Genomic DNA, 26369 nt, shown 5'->3' with positions numbered 1-26369 from the left:
GATGCAGCGTGACCAAGCCGACCCAAAAGACCGCTATCGTGACCGGAGCCAACAACGGCATCGGTTTTGAAACCACCATCGGCATGGCTCAGGCCGGGTTCCATGTTGTCATGGCCTGCCGCAGCCAGCTGAAGGCCGAGGCCGCCAAAGCCGAGGTTCTGAGCCGGGTGCCGAGCGCGTCGCTCGACATAATGATCTTGGATCTAAGTGACCTCGCCTCGGTCCGGGCCTACGCCAAGGAATTCCGGACCCGCTACGGGCAGCTGGACGTGCTGATCAACAACGCTGGCATCCTGCTCTACACTGCCCAGACCAATGCTGAGGGTGTCGAGTTGCAATTCGCCACCAATCAGTTGGGCCACTTCCTGCTGACGGCTTTGTTGATCGACATGATCCCGAATAACCCAGCCTCCCGGATCGTCTCCCTGTCGAGCGTTGCGCACAAGGGGGCCAGCATTCACTTCGATGACCTGAACTGCGGCGGCGACCCCCTGGCGGCTTACGGACAGTCGAAACTGGCCTGCCTGCTGTTTGGGGATGAATTGGACCGTCGCCTCGAAGCCGCAGGCAAGGCATTGAAGTCTCTTACGGTTCACCCGGGTGGGTCGGATTCCGGGCTCTTCCAAGGCCTTGGAGAAAAGGAACGGGAGGCGATGAAGGCCCAGGTGGCGCATCTTCTTCACTCGAACTTGGATGCCGCTAAGCCGTCTCTCTTTGCGGCGTTGTCAGACACCGTGGAAGGAGGTGATTTCTACGGCCCAACCGGTCCGGAAGAGATGAGCGGAGAGCTTGGCGTCGCGACACGCAACCCGGTTTGTAGCGACAACGCGGTTGCGCGGCGCCTTTGGCAACTCTCGGAAGAGATGACCGGTCAGACGCTCTTGGTCTGAGGAGAGCGAACGATGAACAGCAATGGAAAGCGGGTCGCGCTCGTGACCGGGGCTTCCAGCGGCATCGGCAAAGCCACCGCAGAAGTGCTGGTCAAGGACGGATACCTCGTCTACGTGGTGGCCCGACGTGTGGGTGCCATGGACGATCTGAAGGCCCTTGGCTGCATCCCGATCAAGATGGACGTGACAAAAGAAGAAGACGTGGTTGCCGTGGTTCAGCAGATCGAACGGGACCATGGCGGAGTTGATATCCTGGTCAACAATGCCGGGCTCTCTGTCTACGGCTCAGTTGAAGAGACGGACATCGACAAGGCCCGCTACCAGTTCGACGTGAACTTCTTTGGCCTCGGTCGTCTCACCCAGCTTGTGCTGCCGCATATGCGCCAGCAGGGATGGGGCAAGATCGTCAATGTCTCCTCTGGCGAGGGCAAAGTGCACGCCCCATTGGCCGCTTGGTATGTGTCGAGCAAGTTTGCCTTGGAGGGGTTCAGCGACTGCCTACGGGCCGAGACGGCACAGTTCGGCCTCGACGTGGTTGTAATCCGGCCAGGGGCCATTGACACGGAAATCACCGGTGGATTTATCGACCCGTTGCTTGAGACCTCCGGCAGTGGCCCTTACAGCGCCATCGCGCGGAAGATGGCGGAATGGTTCCGCAATATGAGTGCCGAGCGGGGAACCGCTTCCCCGCCCAAGGTCATTGCCGACACGATCCTGACGGCGATTAAGGCTCCGCGCCCGAAGACTCGCTATGCGGCAGGTGTTGGGGTGCGACAGGCGATCTTCTTTCGCCGCATCCTTAGTGATCGAATGTTCGACCGCTTCATGATGCGGATGCTGGGGTGAGGGCGATGAATTTAGTTCTGACTAGGTTGTCGCAGGGTTTCGACACCCTGATCGTTCTGGCGTCAGCCGTCATGCTGGGCTGGGGTTTGTTGGGCTGGCTCGAGTACTTCACTGGTCTCGCCCCGTTGATGCCGTTGCAGAACGAGACCTTCCCGCGAGGCATGCAGGTGCTGAACTGGATCGTCATCACCGCTTCGGGCGCAACCTACCTCACCGGCTATGCCACTTGCTGGCGCTGCACGCCAATTGCGATGCTGGTGATGTTTACCGCCCTGGCAACGATGTGTGCGGTTCAAACCTTCGACATGTTGGAGAGCCCCGACCGCTATCGCAACTTCGTTCAGGAATGCATCAACTATGTCGTCATCTCCATCTACCTCCTCCGGTCGCGGCGCATGCAGGACCGGTTCGGGAGGATCACCTTTCAAAAGGTAGATCGTGCCGCGCCTTTGCAGCCTCAACCAAGTTAGGAGTGACGATCATGGAAACCGGACGCACCGAAAAGGTCAGTTTCTCACATCACAAAATCTACACCGACATCCTCATCGACGCCGCCCCGGGAATTGTTTGGTCGGTGCTGACCGATACGGTGAATTACGCCAGATGGGCCACTTTCCTGGTGGGGATCGAAGGTCAAATTTCTGACGGCGCAACCGTCAAGGTGGCTTTCCAGATTGATCCAATGAAAGCCAAGCTCACAAAGCTAGACCACAAGATCACGGTGGTGGACGGCGAGGAATTCTACTGGGCGGAAAAAGGTCCCGGAGGTATTCGAGACAATCATCATTTCAAAGTCGAGGCGACCGAAGACGGAAAGACCCGGTTCGTGCAATCTGATGAGATCATGGGCGGCATGACCGTCCTGATGGGCGGACGTCTGGCCAAGATGTATGCCGACGGCTACGGGGCCTTTAATCGCGGCCTGAAGGCAGAATCGGAGCGACGCAGCAGTGCCGGATAATCCCGCCGTCAGACCCCTCGGGCGCGTCTTGTTGACAGGTGCAACTGGCATGGTCGGCTCGTCTGTCCTCGCTGCGTTGCTGAAGGCGGAATGCACGACAGAGGTTGTGTCCCTTGGGCGGAGGTCCTCGGGTCAAACCCACGCCAAACTGACCGAGATCACCTTCTCCGACTTCGACGACTCCAACGCGTACGCTCCACATCTGGCCGGTATCGACACTGTGTTCCATTGCCTGGCGACCTACTCGGCCCGCGTGAACAAGGAGACCTATTCGGAGATCACCGTCGATTGGTTGGCCGCTCTCTTGCGGGCCTGCGAGGCTACGGTGCCGGACGCCACGTTCTGCCTGTTCTCGGCCCAGGGCGCACGGCCTGACGGTGGCGGCATGTCCTATGCGCTGCGGATCAAAGGAGCGGCCGAGACGGCTCTCTTCGCGTCAATGCTCAACCGGAAGTTCGCCTTCCGCCCTGGCTACATCGCCCCATCTGGGGTGAGCAGATGGAAACCGGCAGACTATCTGTTCACACCGCTGCACCGTCTGATGCCGTCCATCGGTGTGACCGCCGACGAGCTCGCGCACGCGATGCTCAGAACTGTCACTCACGATCCTCGGTCGTTGGCTGTCTTGGAAAACGGTGAGATGCGCGCACTACTAGGTTGATTGGTTTTTCTGATCCTGAGACCGATCGTTTGAGCTTTCGAGGGAGGCTGCCTCCAATCAAACCGCTATTGGAGCAATTCGCACCAACATCAGCTTCGTCGCGCTTTGCAGACACTCGGCTAAGACGGCGCAGGATCCGCCTCCAGCCCCTGGACATCATCCAATCAACCTAGTCGGGCGATCCCGGTTGCGCCTTCAGAGAGCCTATCGCTCCGCTTCCACGATCAGTTGACTACGATGACGTGATTTTCAGGCCTTGCACAGAACATATGTGACGTAGCAGTTAACTGTAAGACTGCGGCGGTTTTGCAAAAATGTAGCACTTAACGATGAGACTCGATTTGCTGCCTTCTCACATCAACTGCATCTGTCGCGGTGGCCCCCATTCGACTGCTGGAGAGACCAAATGATTGGTTGCCTGGATGAACTTATCCCTGTTTACCCCGAAGGTGTGCCCTTCGAGCATCTTCAGCATTTCCGGCCCAGAGCGTTCCACGATGGCGACGCCTGCGAGGAGCGCTGGACGGATGTGGAGGGGTAGGATCGGATGTTTCGGTGTGTGGTGGAATGACTCCATCTCGCCTAGAAGGGTGTCGAACTCGGGAACAAGGACGCCGAGAACACGATAGCGCCAGAGATCTTTTTCACGCGGAAGCGGCCAGGGTATCCGCCGCATCAGCAGTACCCGCGCAAATGCCATAGGCGAGCCCCAAGTCCGTCTGCCGCCATAGGCTTCGTCGTGAAGCAGTTTCTCGCCCTGAAGGGCGGCATCGTGATATGGTGCCAAGGCATTGCTGAAGTCCGGTCTGGTCCCATTGCGGAGCCGGCCTGCGCAGATCGGGCAAGTGATCCGCCACCCTTGCAACTGGCTTCGCCGGATCGCGACGGGTCCGGGCATGGCTGGGGTGCATTTTGCACAGCTCTGGATCGGGCCTTTAGCGATGAACCGATGCATGGGTTTTGTCGCCTTTTCGAAGGTCATGCCTCGCACGGCCTTGGCATCAATAGAGAACATGGTTGCGACCCGGTGTGACTGGTCGGTTGTCAAGCAAAGGTCGACAGCGCGAAGAGACGCGGCCTCGCGCAGGCAATGGTGCAGCATGGTCTGGGGTGTGACCCCGTAGAAGGCTGCGTGCCGACTGACCCAGGAGGACAGGAGCTCGTCTGGGGCAGGGGGCAAAATGACGGGCAACGGGGCGCTCATGCGAAGGCGGCTTCAGTATCGAAGGCCGGTACCCAGGCAGCGATGGCATCGTCTGTGATCCGTTCAGATCCGCTCTCAATGGCCTCAATTGCGAGGCTGCCCAGCATGTGGAAGATATTTGCGGTGATGCCATCGGTGATCTGCAGAATGCGGCGCAGAGCCTTTGGTGTCAGAACCGACGGTTGGTGCAGCGGCGTGTTGCGCAGGATCGATGCGACCAACGTTTCGAACTGGTCATTGGCTGCCCACCGGCTCAAGGTCAGCTGCTCGAACCGGCGTGCCAGCTGCACGTCGCCACCTATGGCTTCCCTAGCTTCGTTGACACCAAAGCAGACAAGCGAGATCTGAAGTCGATTGCTCAGGAAGCGAAGCGTGTTCAGGACGATGCGTTGCTCGCGATAGGTTCCTGCAAGAATGTTGTGGACCTCGTCGATCACCAGGACCTGCAGGCCTATGGCCCCCATGATCCGCAAGGCCGCCTGTTCCATCTGTGCAATGTCGGCCCGTGGGGCCAGCGGCGCGCCAAGCTGGGTAAGCAACTCGCCATAGAACCGACGCTCCCCTGGGCGGCTGACCATCTCCATGGCCAGGACCGGAGTCTTCAGGACTCCGGTCCTGCGATCAAAGACCGGCGGGTGCTGGTCGCGGAACCGTTTCATGATCATCGTCTTGCCCATGCCGCTGTCGCCATAGATCGCGACCGAGGGCATGCGCGTTCCTTTGGGGTGTTCAAGGAGCGCCTCGAGACGGTCGAGGGCTTGCTTGGCGCGTGGGTAGAGAACCCAGCGGCGCGACCGGATGGCGCGTATGCGCCCTGTATTTGTTTCAGAAAGCAGCGCCGCCGCATCGGCGGTCAGGTGGGGAATCGTATTGCTCATAATCGCTCCAGCTCATTTACTCGTCCTCAACAAAAGGCACCGGTTTGCTGGAGTCGATACCGCGAAGCGTGCCCAGTTCCCTGTCATCAGCAGCTGGTCTTGTAGCCTTCTTTCCCCGTCGGGCAGCATTCGTCCTGGCGACCGCCTCCGCGATCAGCTTGCGTTGCTCAAGAGCAGTTCGAACAATCGCGCGGGTGTTCAGTTCGCGCCGCCCTTGTTCTTTTAGCGTGCGCCGCGCGGTCAAAGCTTCATGCATGGTGATAGGCGCCAGGGTCAGGTCGGCATAGCGTGCCTCGACGAAGTTGTTAGAGGGCCGTCGCACAAACACACGCGACATGTCGCGTGGATCGTATTTGACCAACAGCCGTCGGTTGGTTCGCCCGACATCGGCACTGAGCGCGGCAGACCAATACCGCAGGCCGAAGAGATGAATGCCCGTCGGTCTCAGGGTTCGCTCTTGTTCCGGCAGGAAAGTGAGCCAGAATCTTAGCCGATCCTCCGGCAGCCGGAGCGGGATCTCTCCTTCGTGCTCCTGCCAAACCGCAAGGGGTGGGCGGCTCAGCGAAGCGTGGATCGATTGATGGTAGGAACCGACAATGTCGAGCGCGATGTACCTTTCAAGCTCGCGCAAACTCAGGGCCGCATGTCGCTCAGGATCATACTCGCCGCGATCCTGTTCGTTGCTGAATGTCGTGCCGGGCAGAAGGTGCAGCCGCCCCATCTGTGTGCCGATCAACCGCTCGATATGCCCGCCGAAGCGCGGTGTCCCCGGCGGGCGCCAGTCAATGGCAACGCCCGCATTCTCGCAGCCGCGCTTGAAGGCCCGGCTTCGGAAGTCGGCGCCGTTATCGACATGTATTTTTTCCGGCAGGCCAGCGACGGGCCAGGGCTCGTCGATCTCGCGTTCCTTCAGCCAGCCTGTCTTGTCATAGACTGAATGCAACAGACACAGGCTGGTCGACAGGCGCGATGGCGGATCCATCGAGAGGTGGAACCCCGTCACCATCCGGGTGAAGACATCCATGGCAAGGGTCAGGCAGGGGCGGCCGATCGTTTCGCGCGTCTCCTCATCGACGACGAATATGTCGGCTTTCGTGTGATCGATCTGCACGATCTCAAGCGGACGCGATGCCGTCAGAGCACCGGGCACTGCTGTGGCGGCTTTCTCGATCTTGTGCTCGCCACGCCGCCTGGCACGTTTGCGTATGTCCACGTCTTTGAGGCGCGCCTCGATTGTCCGCCGATGTGGCGGCTTCAACCCGGCAACTTGGCAGTCGGTTTCGATATCCCTCACCAGCTGCGCAACCGAGGGCCGGGTTGGCTGCAGATAATACGCCTTGATCGCAGAATTAATGATCTTCTCACGCTCTGCATCCAGGGCGCGATGGCCGGTTCGCCGACCGGGCTTGCGGTCCACCAGGGACATGACCGTCCCGCTTTCCCGAAACAACCTGATCAGCCGGAAAACTGAGGCCCGGCTGAGGCCCAACTCCTTCGAAAGGTCGGCAATCTCAGCCGCCGATGTCTGCTCGTCACTACCCTTCACCACCTTGCGGATTGCATCCGCCCGGCGGCAAGCCTCTTGCCAGAGCGCATCATCGATTTCTTCTGGAAGAGGATCGGACATGGCAATCCAGACTCGGTTGGAGACAGGAGCCACAGTCTCAAATAAACTGCTAGATTCCAAGCCTAGTCTTATGATTAGGTGCTAAGTCTTACGATTAAGTGCATGTCCATCAACTTGAAATCATTGAGTGCGCTGTCTTGGCGTTAAGTGCTACGTCACAACATAGGTCATGAAGTTGTACGACCCGAAAAACGTGCCCCTTTCGGAGGCATCAAGATGTGCTGCAGACCATCGCTGTGCGCTGTCCTGATCCAGATGTCCCGCGGCGACCATCGCCCCGGAGTAGCTATCCGGCACGCTCTCAAAGAACTCGGCCTCACCCGCCTCGGCCAGAATTTCTGGCAGAACTTCAACAACTTCTCGCGCAAATCGGTTACTCGCGGCATTTCGTTGAATGACGGCGTTGAGCCATACTGCCAAATGCTGCGCCTGGTTTCTGTGGCAGCGTTTCGCAGCAAGCTGACTTTGCAAGGCCGGCGTCGCTTCGCGCAAGCGGAAATAGCTCCGGACACAGCCAACGGGCACACTTTTTTGCATCTGTCAGGTTCGCTCAGATTTTACCCAAAATAGTATCTATTAACCAGATGGATTGTAACTAAATGTATTGCAATCTTGCCTGTAGAAGCGTCGCTGAAACAGGAGAAATCACTATGACAAAGAAGATCACCATCATCGGCGCCACTGGGCATTTGGGGCATCGCGTAGCCGCCAAACTAGTCGAAAAAGGTGTGGAGGTGACCGCTATCGTGCGAGACCCGGCGGCGGCAAAATCTGTTCTGCCCGCAGATGTTCGGCTTGCTCAGGGCGACGTGTCGAATCCGGCCAGCCTGACTTCGGCGTTGCAGGGAACCGAGACGCTGTACATCACCCTGAACACCGAGTCGCTGGACACCAGTCTGCCGTTCCACACGGAACGGGAGGGCGTGATCAATATCGTCAGCGCAGCAAAAAAAGCTGGCGTGCAACACATCATGCAAATTGCCGGGGTAGACTACGCATATCCCGAGTTTTCGACCGAGGGCATGGCCTATGGCACCAATGCGATCCGCCAGGGCGGGATCGATGCCATCAAGGCGTCCGGCATTCCCTATACGTTCTTCTTTTGCTCGTTCTTTCTGGACTCCCTGCCCAAGCTCTTGATGGATAACCAGCTGGCCGTAATCGGAAGGCACGTTCATCCGATCTGGTTCACCAATTCCAGCGATCTGGCGGAACTGGTCTTTAATGCCATTGGCAATGACGAGGCCAAAAACAAAGAGTTCGCCGTTCAGGGTCGGCAAGCCAAGACCTACACCGAGGCGGCGACCGAGTTCTTGGCGTCATACGCTCCGGAGGCAGAGGTGATTGAGTTGCCAATGGAAGCGCTCGGCGAGATGGGGCTGCCGGAAGAGCAGGCGGCTTTCATCGAACACGTTCTGACATTCGTGCAACAGCTACGGGAAGAGCAGGTGGAAAATGAAACCCGTGAGGTTCTTGGAGCGCCATCACAGACCATCGCTTCATTCGCCGCGGAGCTTCGCAGCGAGGCTTAAGCCGCGGTGGAGTTCTGAATGACGGCGCTTTCTGCCAGCAGTTCCATCAGCTTGGCAGTTGCCTGACCCATTGGCTTTTCGAATGACCAGACCATATCCACCGAGCGTTCGGCATAGGGTTTGGTTTCGAATTGCAGGGGCAGTATTTTCAGCGCGCCGGTCTGAACATAAGCATCCACCGCGTGTAATGGCAGCGCCGACCACCCCAGGTCGGCCTGCACAAGATCGATGGCCTCAGCCGCACTGCTAACCTGCCAAACCGACGGTGAAGCCTTGAGAATGGCGCGGCTGGGGTTGTCGGCCTCCTTCAGCAATATCTGACGGTGCAGGCGCAATTCTTCCCACGAAACCGAGGGCATTTCTGCAAGCTGGCATTCCGGATGGCTGACACAGATCAGCCTGAGTGTGCCCAATGAGCGAAAATCGAGCGATTGAGGGATACCCTCTGGCTCCAGAATAATGCCCAGATCCAATGAACCCTCGGTGATCAATCGCTGAATTTCTCCCGCGGTGATGGATTGGATTTCCACATCAACAGACGGGAACTCAGCACTGAAGGTTCGGATGATCTCTCCCAGGTTAGCCAGTTTGATGTGCGGCGCCATGGCAAGCGTAACGCGGTTCTCCAGGGTCGTGGACAGGGCATCGGCGATGGCCAGGAACCGGCTGCGGCGTTCCAACAGAATTTCGGCCTGGGAAATCAACGCCTCTCCTGCCTTGGTGAGGGTCGGATACCGTCGGCTGCGGTCGAACAGCTCGACGTCCAGGTCAATCTCAAGATTGGCCACCAGGGTGCTGATCACAGACTGCGCCTTGTTGCACTTTCGGGCTGCCGCGGAAAAGGACCCTTCGCTGTGAGTTGTGACGAAGGCTTCCAATTGCTCAAATGACGCGCGCATCAGAGGTGATCCATATTCTATCGGTTTTCACGATAGTATCCGCCTTTATTGATCCCTTCAATGTACTAACAGTTCCACGAAGACTTGAACCCGGGAGAATACCCATGAGCTTTGCAGGACGGATAGTACACGCCCTATTGTATGAGACATTCGCGCTTTTGAGCATCGCCCTCTTGCTGCCGCTGATCTCGCATGCCGATGTGCAGAAATCGCTGATCATGGGGGTTTTCTTTTCCTTGGCGGCGCTGCTGTGGAACGTGATCTTTAACGCCATATTTGATTGGTATTTGGCGAACATCCGGCAGGACACGCAAAAAACGGCGGCGGTGAGGGTAGCGCATGCCCTGCTGTTCGAAGGCACCTTTGTCGTCCTGACCCTGCCTGTTCTCGCCTGGGCAATGGGTCTGACTATTTGGGGTACGGTGAAATTGGAGGTGGTGCTGATTATCATCGTCACAATCTATTCGTTTGTGTTCAATATCGTGTTTGATTGGTCTCGTGTGAAACTGGCCAATCAGCCTCTGTCGTGACCAGAATGTGTGAAGGTCTCTTTCGGTTCACAGTCCACCAGCGCAACGTCCACTTTGGGTTGCCTGCTCTTTTTGCCTTTCGAGTCTGGAACGGCAGATTTGTTGCGCATCTCGGAATCAGCAAAGCTTGGTTGCGAACGCCCGGTCCGGGTTGATAAAATCCGTTTGTATTCATATGCATCCGACGGGAACTCTGGATTTGTGGAGGCTTATTGCACAATTCCCTGTGGGGATTCATCTCGCGAATCCGGCGTGATAGCTGGAGGGTACCTGCCCGCCGTTTGGAGGGGCAGGCGCCAGCTCATTGCGGATCCCGCCCACCAACGCAGCGAGCGCGGGTAGATCAACAGTTCCATCCACGAGCGGATGCTTGGCATCCTCGGATGCCGTTTGAATGAAACCGCCTTCGATCAGAAGCGAAAACTGCTTCTTGGCAACACCGAGGAACTCGCCTGCATCCCTTGAAGAAACAAAACGAGCTCGAAGGTCACGCAACCTATCCACTTCATCCATGGGGATCGTCGTGTGCCGGTGCCCATGCCCTGTGTTCGTCAGTCACGCTGCTGGTTCCTCATAGATCTTACAAAGCTTCTATCAGCAGTCGATTAGATTGAATCCCAATTTTCGGGCATACCCTGGAAGCCGGGCTGCTATGGCGAACGTTTTGCGACGCATGCCCCTGCCTCATGCCTGGCTCCAATTGTGGAAGGCTTGCTCATTTCGGGCGCGGCCGAGCTTGCTGAATAAACTGCCGAGAAGAAAATGCCCCGCAACTGCCGGCGGGGCATCATGAGAAAAACCAACAAGGGTCAAAACACGAACCGCAGAACTTTGGGCGGATTCCGCAAAGCTATGGGGTATCCGCAGTGCTATGGGGATCCCTACAAATCCTTAAAAATCCAGGTTCTCAACACTTAGCGCGTTTTGCTGGATGAATTCACGGCGCGGTTCTACCACGTCACCCATCAGCTTGGTGAACAGATCGTCCGCTTCGACCATGTCATCCACCCGCACCTGCAGCAGCGTGCGCGCGTCCGGGTCAAGCGTGGTTTCCCACAACTGATCGGGGTTCATTTCGCCCAGTCCCTTGTAGCGTTGCAGCGACAGGCCCTTTTCGCCCTCCTCCAGAATGGCCCGCAACAGCGACAGGGGGCCATGGATCGCCTGCGACCGGTCGCGGCGTATTAGGGTGGCCGGCGTATTGTACACCTCCTGCAGGCTCTGGGTGAAACTGCCGGTCTTGCGCGCTTCGCCCGAACGCAACATCGGGCCGTCCAGTGTGCGGACTTCCTCGACACCGCGCAGGATACGGGCCAGACGGATGCCGTGGTCCTGAGTGATCCGGCCCTGCCAGCCGCGTTCGTACTCCAGCGCGATCAGGTCGAGACGTGCCGCGACCTTGTCGGCCACACCCTGCAGGTCGGCATCCACCGCGCCCGGCACGAAGGCGCCGGCGACGGCGGCCTGTTCCAGGATATGCCGCGGATAATGGGTCGGGAAGGCGTCCAGAACGCGCTTGAGCTGCCGCGCCTCATCGACCACGCGGGTGAGGTCCTGGCCGATGATCTCTTCACCTGAACCCAGTTTCAGCGCGGCACCCTCGACGCCCTGATGGATCAGATAGTCATCCAGCGCGGCCTGATCCTTCAGATAGACCTCGGACTTGCCGCGCGACACCTTGTAGAGCGGGGGTTGCGCAATGTAGAGATAGCCGCCCTCGATCAGTTCCGGCATCTGCCTGTAGAAGAAGGTAAGCAGCAGGGTGCGGATATGCGCACCGTCCACATCGGCATCGGTCATGATGACGATCTTGTGATAGCGCAGCTTGTCGATGTTGAACTCGTCCCGGCCGATGCCGGTGCCCAGCGCCATCACCAGATTGCCGATCTCCTGGCTCGACAGCATCCGGTCGAACCGTGCGCGTTCCACGTTCAGGATCTTGCCGCGCAGGGGCAGCACCGCCTGCGTACGCCGGTCACGGCCCGTCTGCGCCGACCCTCCGGCCGAGTCCCCCTCGACCAGGAATACTTCGGTCTTGGATGGGTCTTTTTCCGAGCAATCCTTGAGCTTTCCGGCCAGATAATTCACATCCATCGCGGTTTTGCGGCGTGTCAGTTCGCGCGCCTTGCGCGCCGCCTCGCGCGCCAGAGCGGCCTCGATGATCTTACCGACGATAACCTTGGCCTCGTTCGGGTTTTCCTCAAACCACTCGGCCAGTTTCTCGTTCATCAGCCCCTCGACGGCCGGCCGTACTTCGGAACTGACCAGCTTGTCCTTTGTCTGAGACGAGAATTTCGGATCTGGGACTTTGACCGACAGAACGCAGGTCAGCCCTTCGCGCGCGTCATCGCCGGTAAAGCTGACCTTTTCTTTTTTCGCGATGCCGCTCGATTGGGCATAGTTGTTGATGGTTCTGGTCAGCGCGCCCCGGAACCCGGCGACATGCGTGCCGCCGTCACGCTGCGGGATGTTGTTGGTGAAGGGCAGCACAGTTTCGTGATAACTGTCGTTCCACCACATCGCGATTTCGACGCCAATCTCGTCCCGCTCGCCCTTGATATAAACCGGCACGGGCATCATCGGCGTCTTGTGTCGGTCAAGGTACTTGACGAATTCGTTGACGCCGCCTTCGTAGAACAGCTCGGTCTCCAGCCGCTCGGCGGGGCGTTCGTCGATTAGGATGATCCGAACGCCAGAATTCAGAAAGGCCAGTTCACGCAGGCGCTTTTCAAGGGTCTCGAACGAATATTCCAGATTCGAAAAGGTATCGGTTGAGGCCAGAAAACGCACTTCGGTTCCGGTGCGGTCGCCGCAATCGCCGATGACGCTCAGATGTTCCGAGGTTTCGCCGCCTTCGAATTTGGCGAAATGCTCTTTGCCATTGCGCCAGATCCGCAGTTCCAGCCAGTTGCTGAGCGCGTTCACCACCGACACGCCGACGCCATGCAGGCCACCTGACACCTTGTACGAGTTGCTGTCGAATTTGCCGCCCGCGTGCAACTGGGTCATGATGACCTCGGCTGCGGAAACGCCCTCTTCGGGGTGGATATCCACCGGAATGCCGCGCCCGTTATCGGCCACGGAAACGCTGGAATCGGCGTGGATTTTCACCGTGACATGGTCGGCGTGACCCGCCAGCGCTTCGTCGATGCCATTATCGACGACCTCGTAGACCATATGGTGCAGGCCCGAGCCGTCGTCGGTATCCCCGATATACATGCCCGGCCGCTTGCGGACAGCCTCCAACCCCTTGAGAACCTTGATGGAATCCGCGCCGTATTCATGGCGCACCTGTGCGTCTTCGGACATGCCGTCTGTACCTATATTATTTTGGTAACTTATACGTTTTCTGGTGGGGATTGTCACGCGGTCCCACCAGATTTTGTGTAGTCAAACCGAATTATGCCCATTGTCAGCCGGTGCTTGCGCCAATCCGTGAATTATGTGAACGGGATGATCAATCCGACAGCAACAAGCATGGCTCCGGCGGTCAGGTTCATCCGCCTCAGCGCCGCAGGAGATTCCAGAAGGCGCCTCACCCGGTCGATGAACGCAGCCAGCATGAGATTGCCGATCAACGGTACGAACTGGGACACCAGAACGATGGCCGCGATATCGCGAAGCGTGACGGCGGACAGGTCAAAGAAACCGGGCAGAATGCCCATGTAGAACAGAACCGCCTTCGGGTTGCCCAGGATCACGACCAATCAGGCAATGAATCCGGCCCACTTGCCGGGGCGCGTCAGCCGTCCGTCGACCTGCAGAGACTGATCCGCCTTGCGGATCGTTGCGATACCCAGCCAGACGAAAACCAGAACCGCCACGCCCTTCAACACCGTCGCCAGCTGTATCGAAGCCGCGGTAACCCAGCTGACCCCCAGAATGGCCAGCACCGGCCAGAGCATGTCGCCCACCACAACGCCCAACGTCAGCGGCCACGCGGCCTGAAACCCACCTGCCAATGTGCGCGCGGTCAATGCCAGCCAGACCGGTCCCGGTGTCAGAAAAAGAACGAACACCGCGCCGGCATAGAGCAACAGATCACCCGCCGAGAGTGTCATGGCCCCGCAACATCCGACACGCCATTCTGATCGGTCACCTCGATCACCTGCGCCCGTTCTCCCAGCTCCGCAAACAGTTCCGGCCCCGTTCCCGTCATCCACGCCTGTGCTCCCAGCGCGCAGATCTCGTCATACAGCGCCGCGCGCCGCGCGGCGTCCAGATGAGCCGAGACCTCGTCCAACAGCACGACGGGCGGCGCACCCGCCCGCTCCGACAAGGCCCGCGCATTGGACAGGATCAAAGACACCAATAGCGCCTTTTGCTCTCCTGTCGAACAGTCTTTGGCCGGAACACCCTTGGCCGCATAAACGCCATGAAGGTCGGTTCGGTGCGGCCCGACCAGCGTTCGCCCCGCCGCCAGATCACGAAATCGGCTTTCCGCCAGGGCGTCCCGAATGTCGGCGACGGTTTCGGGCATCGCCCCCTCGCTCTGAACCAGATCCAGATCGGCTGCGGGAAACGCTGTTTCAGCTCGATCCTGCGCGGCCCTGATGTAATCCAGTGCGGCAACCCGCGCCTGATGGATGCGGTGTCCGGCTTCGGCCATCTGCCCTTCCAGTGCACCATACCAATGCGCATCCCGCATCTGCTCTTTCAACAGCCGGTTACGCTCGCGCATGGCCTTTTCATAGGTCAGCACCGCTTCGGCGTGATCCGGATCGAAACTTAACGTCAGACGGTCCAGAAACCGCCGCCGCCCCTCGGCCCCTTCGATCCACAGCCGGTCCATTGCCGGAACCAGCCAGACGATGCGCGCCAGCCTTCCCAGTTCGATCTGGCTGGCGGATTTGCCGTCGATCCGGACCTGCCGCGCCGCGCCGCCCTCGGACCATGTCTCGACCTCGTATTGCCGCCCCTGCCGACGCAATATCCCGGACAACTTCCAGCCCAGCGCCTCGGGTCGCCGCGTCATCTCGGCGGCGCTCGCCCTTCGCAATCCGCGACCCGGTGAAAACAGCGATACGGCTTCCAGTATATTGGTCTTGCCCGCCCCGTTCGCCCCGTAAATCGCCACCGGGCGACTGTCCAGCGCCAATCGCGCCAGCTTGTGAGACCGGAAATGCGAGACCGTCAGTTCGGTCAGGGCCAGCCCCATGACCCCTCCCTTCCTCTTTTCAAAAACACGCCCGCCGGAGGCATCGCGCGCCAGCGCGATCAGACGCGCATCGGCATGACAACGTAGACCGCGCTCTGGTCATTGCCCTCGCGCATCAGCGTCGGATCACCGGCCGAGTTGAACAGGAACACCGCGTTCTCACGATCGACCTGGCTTGCAATCTCCAGCAGGTATTTGGCGTTGAACCCGATTTCCAGTCTCTCATCGCCATAGGCCACGGCCAGTTCTTCCTCTGCCGCGCCGCTGTCGGGCGCATTGACCGACAGAACCAGCTTGTCACCATCCAACTGCAGCTTGACGGCGCGCGAGCGTTCCGACGACACGGTCGCCACCCGGTCCACCGCCTGAGCGAATTCGGCGGCGTCCACTTCCAGCTTGCGGGTATTGCCCTGCGGAATGACGCGGGTGTAGTCGGGGAAGGTGCCGTCGATCACTTTCGAGGTCAGGGTGATGTCCGGCGTGGCAAAGCGGACCTTGGTCTCGCTGACCGACACCGCGATATCCATCTCGTCGTCATCCAACAGCTTGCGCAATTCGCCCACGGTCTTGCGCGGTACGATCACGCCGGGCATTTCGGCCGCATCGCCGGGAAGATCGGCATCGATCCGCGCCAGGCGGTGTCCGTCCGTCGCCACGCAGCGCAATACCTTGCCGCCTTCGGAACTGTCGGCCACATGCATGTAGACGCCGTTCAGATAGTACCGCGTTTCCTCGGTCGAGATCGCGAATTTCGATTTGTCGAACAGCCGCCGCAGCAACGCGGCAGAGGCCGAAAAGTTCGACTGGTATTCCGACGACGCCATCACCGGAAAATCTTCCTTGGGCAGGGTGGCCAGCGAAAAGTTCGACCGTCCGGCCTCGACCGTCAGGCGGCCCGCGGCGCTGTCGGCGGTCAGTGTCACCAGCGCCCCGTCGGGCAGTTTGCGCACGATCTCATGCAGGGTGGTAGCCGCAACGGTGGTCGCGCCGGCACGCTCCACCTGCGCGGGTGCCTTGTCGACGACTTCGATATCCAGATCGGTGGCGCGGAACTGTACCTGATCGCCATCGGCTTCAATCAGAACATTCGCCAGAATCGGAATAGTGTTACGGCGTTCCACAACGGATTGGGCCTGCGACACGGCCTTGAGCAATGTGCCGCGTTCGATGCTGATCTTCATACCCTCAATTCCTCTGACATAAGCCGGGATTGGCAAACTAGCGGTTTACCCCTGCGGCACAAGGTTTTTTTATGGTTTTCTCGGTCGGAATGCACAGCCCGTCAAGGGGCGGGGGCCTTGCGGGGCGCTCATATGTTGCAACCAAGAGTCTATCTGCACAGGAAAACGCCCCGGAGCACAGATCCGGGGCGCACAAACCGCGTCAAGTTCGGGGGATGTTTAGGCTTCCAGCGCCCGGCGCAGCATTTCCACGTCTTCGGCGATCTGGCCGTCGGTCAGCTTCAGCTCCTCGATGCGCTTGACGCCATGCATGACGGTGGTGTGGTCGCGCCCGCCAAAGCGACGGCCAATCTCGGGCAGCGAGCGGCTGGTCAGCTGCTTGCACAGATACATGGCCACCTGACGCGGACGCGCATAGGAACGCAGGCGTTTCGGGCCGATAATATCGCTGAGGCGGATGTTGTAATAGTCCGAAACCTTGCGCTGGATCTCTTCGACGGTGATCTTGCGCTCCGAGGCGCGCAGCACGTCGGCCAGACAATCCTGCGTCAGCTCCATGTCGATCTCGCGCCCGACCAGCGAGGCAAATGCGAACAAACGGGTCAGCGCGCCTTCGAGCACGCGGACATTGGTCGAGATTCGGTGAGCAAGGAATTCCAGAACGCCATCGGCGATGGTCAGATCGGGATAGGTGGTGGCGTATTGCTGCACCTTGTTCTGCAGGATGCCAAGACGCAGCTCGTAATCGGTGGGATGCAGATCGACGACCAGACCGCATTGCAGGCGCGATTTCACCCGGTCCTCCAGATCCTTGATCTCGCCCGGGGCGCGGTCGGCAGAAATGATGATCTGCTTGTTCTGATCCACCAGTGCGTTGAAAGTGTGAAAGAATTCCTCCTGCGTGGAATCCTTGCCGGCGATGAACTGCACGTCATCCACCATCAGCACATCGACCGAACGGAACAGATGTTTGAAATCCATCATCCGGCGTTCCCGCAGGGCCTGCACGAAGCGGTACATGAACTGCTCGGCGGACAGGTACAGGACATTCAGGTCGGGCCTCTTGGCCGTCAGTTCCCAGGCGATGGCGTGCATCAGGTGCGTTTTACCCAGTCCCACGCCGCCATAAAGGACCAGCGGATTGAAGGTGACCGGCCCGCCCTCGGACACCCGGCGCGCCGCGGCATGAGCCAGTTCGTTTGGTTTGCCGACCACGAAACTGTCAAAGGTAAAGCGGGCATCAAGAGGTGCGGCCTGCAGCGAATCCATGGCAGGGTTCGCAGAGCCGTTGGCGGGTTTCTGTTCCGCTTCCTGGCGGGCTTCGTTCTGTTCATCCGCCGCCTTTGCAGGACGGGCCGGAGAATTGGCCGCGACGCGGAACGCCAGACGCTGCACGGTTTCGCCGGATGTGTTCAGTTCATAAAGAATGAGGTCGGCAAAATTCTGGCTGACATAGTTGCCCATAAAGTTGGTCGGCACCGAAAACACTGCAACCCCATCCTGCAGTTCCCGGAATTCCAGCGGCTCTATCCAGGTGGTGAAATTGTTTTTTCCAACCGCCTTCAGCAACTTGTTGCGAAGCTGTCCCCATTTCTCTTGTGTCATCCAGCGCCTCACGCATCCCATTGTGGCTTTTTGCCTTATTCATAGTCTTGCCCCCAGCGTCATGGGGTGGATTCACAAGCACAAGAGTACCGTTTCGCCGAACAGAGTCGGCGAGGATACCCATCGGGTATACATAGCACCGACCAGATTTTCCGATTACAACATCAACAACACGAGTTGCGCCCGGAATTCAGGCCATCAGCTACTATCTCAATCTTAGACAGGGCTCGAATTCCGGTTCCCCGAAACTCAAAGCAGACCGGCCCCGGCTTTTTTTGCCGAGATCCGACATTCGCCTTCGTCCCAACCTGATGCCCGTCAGGTTCGCCCGAAAACAGCCTGTCCCCCCAAGCGAGTGAATCGCTGGAACAGTGGTAACAAGACGAGACGCGCAGCGGCAACGAAACTCTGGTGTTGACTCGGATTTTTGGAGGAAAGAATCTCTCGATCTTGTGAGGGCGCGGCTTTCCGGCAACAGCACGAAAAAGGGCGCCGCAAAAACGCGGCGCCCCAAGCTGCAATCCGTTGCAGCATTGACGTTAGGTCAGCCCAGTGCCTTGACCCGGGCCGACAGGCGCGACATTTTGCGCGCCGCGGTGTTCTTGTGGAATACGCCTTTGGAAACGCCGCGCATCAGTTCGGGCTGAGCCGCGCGCAGTGCGGTCGATGCCGCGTCCTTGTCGCCCGAAGCGATCGCTTCTTCGACCTTGCGCAGGTAGGTGCGGATGCGCGAGCGGCGCGCCTTGTTGATTGCGAAACGCTTTTCGTTCTGACGGGCGCGCTTCTTTGCCTGGGGCGAATTTGCCATGTGTCTCTGACCTTTTTCGGTTCGGTTTGTATCGGATCGCGCAACGGCAAATGCCGCACCGGGTCAGGGATCACTGGTGTGATTCTGGCCAAAGCGGGCCGCACGCGCATGTATAACGGCGCTGCTTATCCAAATTTGTCCGGTTTGCCAAGGCGATTCTTGCGGCCATCCGCCCGAAACAAAAAAGGCGGGCCAGAGCCCGCCTGTATCACAGCCTGCGGGTCCGTTACTTGTCCCGGAATTGCGCGGCGCGTTTTTCCAGAAAGGCCGCCATGCCTTCCTTTTGATCTTCGGTCGCGAACATCGAGTGGAACACGCGTCGTTCGAACAGCATTCCCTCGCTCAGCGGCAACTCATAGCTGCGGTTCACCGCTTCTTTCGCGGCCATCGCCGTCAGCATGGATTTCTCGGCAATCTTCTGAGCGGCGCCAACCGCCTCTTCCACCAGCTTCTTGGCGGGCACCACCCGGCTGACAAGGCCCGAGCGCTCGGCCTCTTCGGCATCCATGAAGCGACCCGTCAAATTCATGTCCATCGACTTGGACTTGCCGACGAACCGGGTCAGGCGCTGGCTGCCGCCCATTCCGGCGATGACGCCCAGGTTGATCTCGGGCTGGCCGAACTTGGCGGTGTCGGCGGCAATGATGAAATCGCACATCATCGCCAACTCGCAGCCACCGCCCAGCGCATAGCCCCCGACCGCCGCGATGATCGGTTTGCGGATTGCCGCGATCCGGTCATTGGCATCGGCAAAGAGGTTGGTGGTATAGACATCCACGAAACTCATTTCCGACATTTCCTTGATGTCGGCCCCTGCCGCGAATGCCTTGTCCGACCCGGTAATGACGATGCAGCGCACCTTGTCATTGGCGTCAGCCTCTTCCAACGCGGTACACAACTCGCTCAGAAGCTGAGTGTTCAGTGCGTTCAGAGCGTCCGGGCGGTCCAGTCTGATCAGAGCAACGTGCTCGTCGATTTCGACGATGATCGTCTCAAAGGCCATTTGGCATATGCTTTCGGTTGTTCCGTTCAGGGATGATTCCTTACCACGCGAGAATGCGGGATCAAGCTATCTTTGGCATTGCGCGCAATAGAAGGATGAGCGACCCGACTGGGTGATTCTCTTGATTCCCGCCCCGCATCCTTCGGTCCGGCAGGGCTTGCCCTCGCGGCCATAGACGTCAAAGCTGTGTTGAAAATATCCAAGCTCTCCATCGGCTTGGCGGAAATCGCGCAGGGATGATCCGCCCGCCTCGATGGCGTCCTGCAACACCTGGCGAATGATCGGAACCAAGGTGGCCACACGGTGCGCAGAAATTTGTCCGGCCTTGCGACGTGGCGACACGCGGCCGCGATAAAGCGCCTCGCAGACATAGATATTGCCCAATCCGGCAACGATTCCCTGATCCAGCAGCGCCGATTTGACCGGGCTGTTCTTGCCCTTGAAGGCGTCAATCAGGTGCTGCTCGTGGAAATCATTGCCCAGAGGTTCCGGCCCCAGAACCGACAGCAGCTTGTGCTGCCCGGCCGTCGCCGTGGGCAACAGGTCCATTGCCCCGAACCGGCGCGGATCGTTGAAGGTGACGCGCGCGCCGTTGGCCATATGGAACACCACATGGTCGTGTTTCTCCGGCATCGGATGCTCATGCACGAACTGGCCCAGCGGATCGCCCGATACCGTCATCCGCCCGGACATGCCCAGATGAATCAGCAATGTCTCACCATTGCTGAGATCGGCAAGGATGTATTTCGACCGCCGCCGCAGACGGTCCACCCGCGTACCCGTAAGACGTTCCGCCATGCGATCCGGGAAGGGCCAGCGCAGGTCGGGGCGGTTCACATCCGCTCTTTCGATCACCACCCCCTCCATTGCAGGGGTCAGGCCGCGTCTTACTGTCTCGACCTCGGGCAATTCCGGCATTACAGGGCTCCTAAATCAAAGGGCCGCATTGTGCCCCGGTATCAGAGCCCTATAACAGAGGCGAAATTCGACAAACGGCAAGGCAAATGTCCGACAACAGCGACAAGACCACCCATTTCGGGTTCGAAACCGTGCGCGAGGCCGACAAGGCCGGGCGCGTGCAGGGCGTGTTCAACTCGGTCGCCTCGAAATATGACGTGATGAACGATGTCATGTCGATGGGCATTCACCGGGTCTGGAAAAACGCGATGATGGACTGGCTGGCGCCGCGCCCCGGACAGCGTTTGCTGGATGTCGCGGGCGGCACCGGCGATATCTCGTTCCGTTTCCTGAAACGCGCGGGCCACGGCCACGCCACCGTCCTGGACCTGACCGAACCGATGCTGGTGGAGGGCCGCAAGCGTGCCGAGGCCGAGCAGATGGTGGTCAGCCTTGACTGGGTGGTGGGTGACGCGATGGCATTGCCCTTTGACGACAATACATTCGATGTCTACACAATCTCGTTCGGCATCCGGAACGTGACCCGCCCGCAAGAGGCGCTGAACGAGGCATTCCGGGTTCTGAAACCCGGCGGCCGCCTGATGGTGCTGGAATTCAGCCAACTGCCGAATGACGGGCTGCAAAAGCTCTATGACCTCTACAGTTTCAACGTCATCCCGCGCATGGGCAAGCTGATCGCGAATGACCATGACAGCTACCAGTACCTGGTGGAATCGATCCGCAAATTCCCTGATCAGGAGACTTTTCTGGGCATGATCCGCGCCGCCGGGTTCGAAAACGCCAAATACCGCAATCTCAGCATGGGCATCGCCGCGCTGCATTCCGGCTGGAAGATCTGATGCGCGGTCCTCACAACATCATCCGCCTGATCCGTACCGGCGCCACGCTGGAGCGTACGGGGGCGATGAACGTGGTGCTCGATGCCTTTGAAGCCCCGCGCGCCATTCGCATTCTGGCCCATACCCTGGGCAAGCCGTTCCAGTGGCTCGGCTACAAGGGCGATCCCACGATGCCGCCCGCCACCCGCGCCCTGACCGCGCTGGGCCCGGCCTATATCAAATTCGGTCAGGTGCTTTCGACCCGCCCCGACGTGGTCGGCGTCGAACTGGCCGATCAGCTGCGTGTTCTGCAGGACAAGCTGCCGCCCTTTTCCCGCGAAGAGGCGATGAAGGAGGTCGAGAAGGAACTTGGCCGCCCGGTGAGCGAACTGTTCTCGGAATTCAGCGAGCCCATCGCGGCGGCATCGATCGCACAGGTGCATAAGGCCAAACTGGCCGAAACCGGCGAAGAGGTCGCGGTGAAAGTTCTGCGACCGGGGATCGAGCGCGCCTTCCGCAAGGATGTGGACGCCTTCTATTTCGCGGCGCGGATTGTCGATCTGTTCGCCCCCGGCGCCCGGCGCCTGCGCCCGCTGGATGTGATCGAACATTTCGACGGCGTGGTCCGGGGCGAGCTGGATCTGCGGCTCGAAAGCGCCGCAGCTTCGGAATACGCCGCCAATACAAAGGACGACAAGGGGTTTTGGCTGCCGCCGGTTCTATGGTCGCACTGCGCCCGCCGTGTGATGACGCTCAGCTGGGCAGATGGAATCGCGCTTGGCGACAACGCCGCGCTGGACGCGGCCAGCCATGACCGTCGCAATCTGGGCGAACGGGTGTTGCGCATGTTTTTGCTGCACGCCCTGCGCGACGGCTATTTCCACGCCGACATGCATCAGGGCAACCTCAAGGTGGCGGCCAATGGCGACATCATCGCCTATGATTTCGGCATCATGGGCCATATCGACGAATACACCCGCCGGGTCTATGCCGAGATCCTGTTCGGTTTCATCCGCCGCGACTACAAACGCGTGGCCGAGGTGCATTTCGAGGCCGGCTACGTTCCCGCCAATCAGGACGTTGACGAATTTGCCCGCGCCCTGCGCGCGGTGGGTGAGCCGATTTTCGGCATGGACGCATCGCACATCTCGATGGGCCGCCTGCTGAACTACCTGTTCGAAGTGACGGAGCGATTCGGTATGGAAACCCGGACCGAACTGATCCTGCTGCAACGCACCATGGTCGTGGTCGAAGGCGTGGCCCGCTCGCTCGACCCCCATATCAATATCTGGGAAGTGGCCCATCCCGTGGTCGAGGATTATATCAAAGGCTCGCTTGGCCCCCGCGCCATGGTGCGCGATTTCGGCAAGACCGCAATGGTTCTGGCCCGCTTCGGCCCGCGCCTCCCCGGGCTGGTCGAAAACGCGCTTATCGCCCAGACACAAGCCGAAGAGCCGCAAAAATCCGATACGCTCAAAACTGGCCTCGTGGCAGGTATGACGGGTGCCGTACTGGGCGCCGGTCTGGTTCTTCTGCTGTCGGCCCTGATCTGAACCGGACCCTTCATCTGGCCAAAAATATCCTCGGGGGGATCGCGCCTTTGCGCGATGGGGGGCAGACAGCCCCCCTGCTGCCCTTTCCGCTCAAAGCCGCTCGATGGCCAGTGCGATGCCCTGACCGCCGCCAATGCACATCGTCACCAGCGCTTTCGAGCCATTTGTCCGTTCCAGCTCGTAAAGCGCCTTCAGTGTGATGATCGCGCCCGTCGCCCCGACCGGATGGCCCAGTGCAATCGCACCGCCATTCGGATTGACCCGCGCGGCATCCAGCCCCAGTTCCTTGTTGACGGCCAGCGCCTGGGCGGCAAATGCCTCGTTGCTTTCGATCACGTCGAATTCGTCAGCCGACAAACCGGTTTTTGCCAACAGGTTGCGGACCGCCGGAACCGGACCGATGCCCATGACCTCGGGCCGCACGCCGGCATGGGCATAGCCAAGGATGCGTGCCCTGGGTTTTAGCCCCGCCTTTTCAGCTGCACTTGCCGTTGCCAGCACCATTGCCGCAGCCCCGTCATTGATACCCGAGGCGTTGCCCGCCGTGACCCGGCCTTCCTTCTGGAACACGGGCCGCAACCCGGCAAGCGCCTCGGCCGTGGTGGCCTTGGGATGCTCATCGGTGATGAAATCCACCATGTCCCGCCTGACCTTGACCTGAACCGGCGTGATCTGGCTGTTGAAATGCCCCGCCTCGATGGCGGCGGCGGCCCGGGTCTGGCTGGTCAGTGCAAACTCATCCATCTGCGCGCGCGTAATCTGATGTTCGTCGGCCACGTTTTCCGCCGTCACCCCCATGTGGCCGGTGCCAAAGGGGCAATTCAAAGCTCCCAGCATCATGTCCAGCGACCTTATATCGCCCATCTTGGCGCCCCACCGGGTCTGCGGTGTAATGAACGGGCTGCGCGACATGCTTTCGGCTCCGCCCGCCACGGCAAAGTCGGCGTCGCCCAGCATCAGCGCCTGCGTGGCCGACACGACGGCCTGCGCCCCCGAACCGCACAGACGGTTCACATTCATTGCCGGAGTGCCTTCGGGGATACCGGCCTGCATCGCCGCGACCCGGGACAGGTACATGTCGCGCGGTTCGGTGTTGATCACGTGGCCGAACACGACATGGCCGATCTGCCCGCCATCGACGCCGGACCGCTCCAGCGCGGCTTCGGTCGCAACGGTCGCAAGATCAATCGGCGCGGTCGCGGCCAGCGCGCCTCCGAAAGTGCCAATGGCGGTGCGCGCGCCATCCAGAATAACGATATCGGTCATGTCTCACTCCTCTAGATTCCACGCTATTATGCACTTGCAGCATGAACCTGTCTCATAGGACGTACCGTCACAGCCGGAATTGACAAATTGGCCCTCCGCCGCACAGAATCCGATATGACGGATGAATCAGACGATATACTGACGCGCCTTCCGGCCCGCCTGAAAGAAGCGCGGCGGGCGCAGGGCCTGTCGCTGGAAGCGGTCGCCAATCTCAGCGGCGTGTCCCGCTCGATGGTCAGCCAGATCGAGCGGGGCGAAAGCAGCCCGACCATTGCCACCCTGTGGAACCTTACCCGCGCCTTGCAGGTCGATTTCGCGGGACTTCTGGAAGACAAGGACAGCGCGGACCGTATCGAGGTTCTGCGCAAATCGGATGTTCCGAGCATCGACAACATGGGTCACGGCTGCCGCATCCGCATCCTGTCGCCCCCGGAAGAGGCGGGCGGGCACGAGGTCTATGATATCCGCTTTGACAGGAACGGCGCGTTGAAAAGCCAGCCCCACACCCGTGGCGCCCAGGAACAGCTGACCGTTCTCGAAGGGTCGGTTCAGGTCACTTCGGGGTTGGCCGTCAGTGATCTGTCGTCCGGGGACACGGCCCGCTACGCCGCGGATGTCGTGCATTCGATCACCGCCCCGACCGAAGCGGCCCGGGTATTCCTGATCGTGAAGAACGCCTGAAACGCCCGCCTGTCCGGGCCAAAGTGAAAATGGCTGGCGCAGGTTTCGGATCGGATTAACAGATAATCCGTTATCCGGGATTTTTTTCCGAGATATTGAATTCTCTTATTTCGGATTCATTTCCGCTATGATAGATATGACCGGCGCAAGGAGGATTCGATGTCTCAAGATTTCCTGAACCATGTCACCGAAACACTCAGCCAGATCCGCGCCGAGGGTCTTTACAAGACCGAACGAATGATCACCTCGCCCCAAAGCGGCGAGATCACGGTGGGCGACAAACAGGTCATCAACCTGTGCGCCAACAACTATCTGGGTCTGGCCGATCATCCCGCCCTAATCGCGGCCGCCACGAATGCCATGGGCCCCAAAGGGTTCGGAATGGCCTCGGTCCGGTTCATCTGTGGAACGCAGGACATTCACCGCGAACTGGAACAGAGCCTGGCAAAATTCCTGAACAAGGACGATTCGATCCTGTTCGCCGCCTGTTTCGATGCCAATGGCGGGCTGTTCGAACCCCTGCTGGGCCCCGAGGACGCCATCATCTCGGACAGCCTGAACCACGCCTCGATCATTGACGGTGTGCGGTTGTGCAAGGCCAAGCGCTATCGCTATCTGAACAATGACATGAACGACCTCGAAGCCTGGCTGAAACAGGCGCGCGCAGATGGGGTCCGGCATATCATGATCGCCACCGACGGCGTATTCTCGATGGACGGCTATCTGGCGAACCTGCCGAAGATCCGTGAGTTGGCCGATAAATACGACGCCATCGTCATGGTCGATGACTGCCACGCCACCGGCTTTATGGGGCCGAACGGCGCGGGTACGTCGGATCATTTTGGCGTCGAGGTGGATATTCTGACGGGAACCCTGGGCAAGGCACTTGGGGGGGCAATCGGCGGCTACATCGCCGGGCCGCAGCCAGTGATCGACCTGCTGCGGCAGCGGGCGCGGCCCTATCTGTTCTCAAATTCGCTGCCGCCGTCCATCGTTGCCGCCGGGTTGGAGGCCATCCGTCTGGTCGAAGAGGGCGACATGCTGCGCGCCCAGCTGTTCGGCAATGCGAAATACTGGCGGGCGGGGCTGGAAAAGGCGGGCTTTGACCTGCTGCCCGGTGAACATCCGATCATCCCGGTGATGTTGGGCGAAGCAACGCTGGCGCAGGACATGGCAGCGCGGCTGTTTGACGAGGGCGTTTACGTTTCGGGCTTCTTCTTTCCGGTGGTGCCGCGCGGGCGGGCGCGGATCAGAACCCAGATGAGCGCAGCTCTGACAAAGGACGAACTGGACCGCGCCCTGACCGCCTTCGGCAAGGTTGGCAGGGATCTGGGGGTGATCTGATGCGTG

The 26369-nt window shown here is 59.7% G+C and carries 25 protein-coding genes and 1 pseudogene; 11 read left to right on the top strand and 15 right to left on the bottom strand.

The window, feature by feature from the left end:
* Positions 1 to 8 precede the first annotated feature (8 nt).
* From ACR0AO_RS12615 to ACR0AO_RS12595, 5 genes are read left to right on the top strand one after another with little or no spacing between them, the layout of a single operon-like run.
* Entirely contained in the window at positions 9 to 890 is an 882-nt protein-coding gene (locus tag ACR0AO_RS12615; protein WP_480604038.1) for an oxidoreductase, read from the top strand.
* A 12-nt stretch (positions 891 to 902) separates the two neighbouring features.
* Entirely contained in the window at positions 903 to 1736 is an 834-nt protein-coding gene (locus ACR0AO_RS12610; protein ID WP_480604036.1) for an oxidoreductase, read from the top strand.
* 5 nt (positions 1737 to 1741) lie between these two features.
* A complete protein-coding gene (locus ACR0AO_RS12605; protein ID WP_480604034.1) occupies positions 1742 to 2206 on the top strand; it encodes a hypothetical protein in 465 nt (154 codons plus the stop codon).
* Positions 2207 to 2217: 11 nt separating this feature from the next.
* Complete coding sequence (locus tag ACR0AO_RS12600) at positions 2218 to 2697, top strand: SRPBCC family protein (protein WP_480604033.1); 480 nt, start codon at positions 2218 to 2220, stop codon at positions 2695 to 2697.
* A gap of 31 nt (positions 2698 to 2728) precedes the next feature.
* Positions 2729 to 3358: an NAD-dependent epimerase/dehydratase family protein gene (locus ACR0AO_RS12595; RefSeq protein ID WP_480604031.1), complete on the top strand. Its 630-nt coding sequence runs from the start codon at positions 2729 to 2731 to the stop codon at positions 3356 to 3358.
* A gap of 352 nt (positions 3359 to 3710) precedes the next feature.
* Here the strand turns inward: ACR0AO_RS12595 and ACR0AO_RS12590 are convergent, their stop codons facing one another.
* The 4 genes from ACR0AO_RS12590 to ACR0AO_RS12575 form a co-directional block, all read right to left on the bottom strand.
* Positions 3711 to 4562, bottom strand: coding sequence for a TniQ family protein (locus ACR0AO_RS12590; protein WP_480604029.1), 852 nt, complete (start codon positions 4560 to 4562; stop codon positions 3711 to 3713).
* Complete coding sequence (locus ACR0AO_RS12585) at positions 4559 to 5440, bottom strand: TniB family NTP-binding protein (RefSeq protein WP_480604027.1); 882 nt, start codon at positions 5438 to 5440, stop codon at positions 4559 to 4561. Before ACR0AO_RS12585 ends, ACR0AO_RS12590 begins: the two co-directional genes overlap by 4 nt.
* A 16-nt stretch (positions 5441 to 5456) precedes the next feature.
* Positions 5457 to 7067, bottom strand: coding sequence for a Mu transposase C-terminal domain-containing protein (locus ACR0AO_RS12580; RefSeq protein ID WP_480604025.1), 1611 nt, complete (start codon positions 7065 to 7067; stop codon positions 5457 to 5459).
* A gap of 150 nt (positions 7068 to 7217) precedes the next feature.
* A complete protein-coding gene (locus ACR0AO_RS12575; protein ID WP_480604023.1) occupies positions 7218 to 7559 on the bottom strand; it encodes a hypothetical protein in 342 nt (113 codons plus the stop codon).
* Between the two features lie 158 nt (positions 7560 to 7717).
* On the opposite strand from ACR0AO_RS12575, the gene ACR0AO_RS12570 reads away from it, so the two are divergent.
* Complete coding sequence (locus ACR0AO_RS12570; protein WP_480604021.1) at positions 7718 to 8599, top strand: SDR family oxidoreductase; 882 nt, start codon at positions 7718 to 7720, stop codon at positions 8597 to 8599.
* On the opposite strand, the gene ACR0AO_RS12565 is transcribed toward ACR0AO_RS12570, so the two are convergent.
* Positions 8596 to 9498, bottom strand: a complete 903-nt coding sequence (locus ACR0AO_RS12565; RefSeq protein WP_480604019.1) for a LysR family transcriptional regulator — start codon at positions 9496 to 9498, stop codon at positions 8596 to 8598. The genes ACR0AO_RS12570 and ACR0AO_RS12565 overlap by 4 nt on opposite strands.
* Between ACR0AO_RS12565 and ACR0AO_RS12560 the strand changes: the two genes are divergently transcribed.
* Entirely contained in the window at positions 9486 to 10028 is a 543-nt protein-coding gene (locus ACR0AO_RS12560; protein ID WP_480604017.1) for a PACE efflux transporter, read from the top strand. The two genes, ACR0AO_RS12565 and ACR0AO_RS12560, sit on opposite strands and share 13 nt — an antisense overlap.
* A gap of 234 nt (positions 10029 to 10262) precedes the next feature.
* Here the strand turns inward: ACR0AO_RS12560 and ACR0AO_RS12555 are convergent, their stop codons facing one another.
* The 9 genes and pseudogenes from ACR0AO_RS12555 to mutM all read right to left on the bottom strand — a co-directional run bounded on the left by ACR0AO_RS12555 (position 10263) and on the right by mutM (position 20701).
* Positions 10263 to 10541, bottom strand: coding sequence for a hypothetical protein (locus tag ACR0AO_RS12555; protein ID WP_480604015.1), 279 nt, complete (start codon positions 10539 to 10541; stop codon positions 10263 to 10265).
* A gap of 378 nt (positions 10542 to 10919) precedes the next feature.
* Positions 10920 to 13337: a DNA topoisomerase (ATP-hydrolyzing) subunit B gene (gene gyrB, locus ACR0AO_RS12550; protein WP_480604013.1), complete on the bottom strand. Its 2418-nt coding sequence runs from the start codon at positions 13335 to 13337 to the stop codon at positions 10920 to 10922.
* 131 nt (positions 13338 to 13468) lie between these two features.
* Positions 13469 to 14089, bottom strand: a pseudogene (locus ACR0AO_RS12545) (LysE family translocator).
* On the bottom strand, positions 14086 to 15186 hold the full coding sequence (gene recF / locus ACR0AO_RS12540) for a DNA replication/repair protein RecF (RefSeq protein ID WP_480604011.1): 1101 nt from the start codon (positions 15184 to 15186) through the stop codon (positions 14086 to 14088). Before recF ends, ACR0AO_RS12545 begins: the two are co-directional and overlap by 4 nt.
* Before the next feature lie 59 nt (positions 15187 to 15245).
* Positions 15246 to 16367 (bottom strand): DNA polymerase III subunit beta, encoded by a 1122-nt coding sequence (gene dnaN / locus ACR0AO_RS12535; RefSeq protein ID WP_480604009.1) that lies wholly within the window; start codon positions 16365 to 16367, stop codon positions 15246 to 15248.
* Between the two features lie 219 nt (positions 16368 to 16586).
* Positions 16587 to 17972, bottom strand: a complete 1386-nt coding sequence (gene dnaA / locus ACR0AO_RS12530) for a chromosomal replication initiator protein DnaA (protein WP_480604007.1) — start codon at positions 17970 to 17972, stop codon at positions 16587 to 16589.
* A 544-nt stretch (positions 17973 to 18516) separates the two neighbouring features.
* Positions 18517 to 18780 (bottom strand): 30S ribosomal protein S20, encoded by a 264-nt coding sequence (gene rpsT / locus ACR0AO_RS12525; RefSeq protein WP_480604005.1) that lies wholly within the window; start codon positions 18778 to 18780, stop codon positions 18517 to 18519.
* Between the two features lie 226 nt (positions 18781 to 19006).
* On the bottom strand, positions 19007 to 19783 hold the full coding sequence (locus tag ACR0AO_RS12520) for an enoyl-CoA hydratase (protein ID WP_480604003.1): 777 nt from the start codon (positions 19781 to 19783) through the stop codon (positions 19007 to 19009).
* Positions 19784 to 19849: 66 nt separating this feature from the next.
* Positions 19850 to 20701 carry a bifunctional DNA-formamidopyrimidine glycosylase/DNA-(apurinic or apyrimidinic site) lyase gene (gene mutM, locus ACR0AO_RS12515; RefSeq protein WP_480604001.1) on the bottom strand — a complete coding sequence of 284 codons (852 nt, stop codon included), beginning with the start codon at positions 20699 to 20701 and terminating at the stop codon, positions 19850 to 19852.
* 86 nt (positions 20702 to 20787) lie between these two features.
* Here mutM and ubiE point away from each other — a divergent pair, with 86 nt between their 5' ends.
* Positions 20788 to 21540: a bifunctional demethylmenaquinone methyltransferase/2-methoxy-6-polyprenyl-1,4-benzoquinol methylase UbiE gene (gene ubiE / locus ACR0AO_RS12510; RefSeq protein WP_480603999.1), complete on the top strand. Its 753-nt coding sequence runs from the start codon at positions 20788 to 20790 to the stop codon at positions 21538 to 21540.
* A complete protein-coding gene (gene ubiB / locus ACR0AO_RS12505; RefSeq protein ID WP_480603997.1) occupies positions 21540 to 23072 on the top strand; it encodes a 2-polyprenylphenol 6-hydroxylase in 1533 nt (510 codons plus the stop codon). The genes ubiE and ubiB overlap by 1 nt, the downstream gene beginning before the upstream one ends.
* Before the next feature lie 90 nt (positions 23073 to 23162).
* On the opposite strand, the gene ACR0AO_RS12500 is transcribed toward ubiB, so the two are convergent.
* Positions 23163 to 24338 carry an acetyl-CoA C-acyltransferase family protein gene (locus ACR0AO_RS12500; RefSeq protein WP_480603995.1) on the bottom strand — a complete coding sequence of 392 codons (1176 nt, stop codon included), beginning with the start codon at positions 24336 to 24338 and terminating at the stop codon, positions 23163 to 23165.
* A gap of 114 nt (positions 24339 to 24452) precedes the next feature.
* Here ACR0AO_RS12500 and ACR0AO_RS12495 point away from each other — a divergent pair, with 114 nt between their 5' ends.
* On the top strand, positions 24453 to 25019 hold the full coding sequence (locus ACR0AO_RS12495) for a helix-turn-helix domain-containing protein (protein WP_480603993.1): 567 nt from the start codon (positions 24453 to 24455) through the stop codon (positions 25017 to 25019).
* 159 nt (positions 25020 to 25178) lie between these two features.
* Positions 25179 to 26363 carry a glycine C-acetyltransferase gene (locus ACR0AO_RS12490; RefSeq protein ID WP_480603990.1) on the top strand — a complete coding sequence of 395 codons (1185 nt, stop codon included), beginning with the start codon at positions 25179 to 25181 and terminating at the stop codon, positions 26361 to 26363.
* Positions 26364 to 26369 lie beyond the last annotated feature (6 nt).

The organism is Ruegeria sp. AF8 (genome assembly GCF_056541825.1).
Note: the sequence above shows the minus strand (reverse complement) of the source record. Positions and strands in the feature narration are given on the sequence as shown.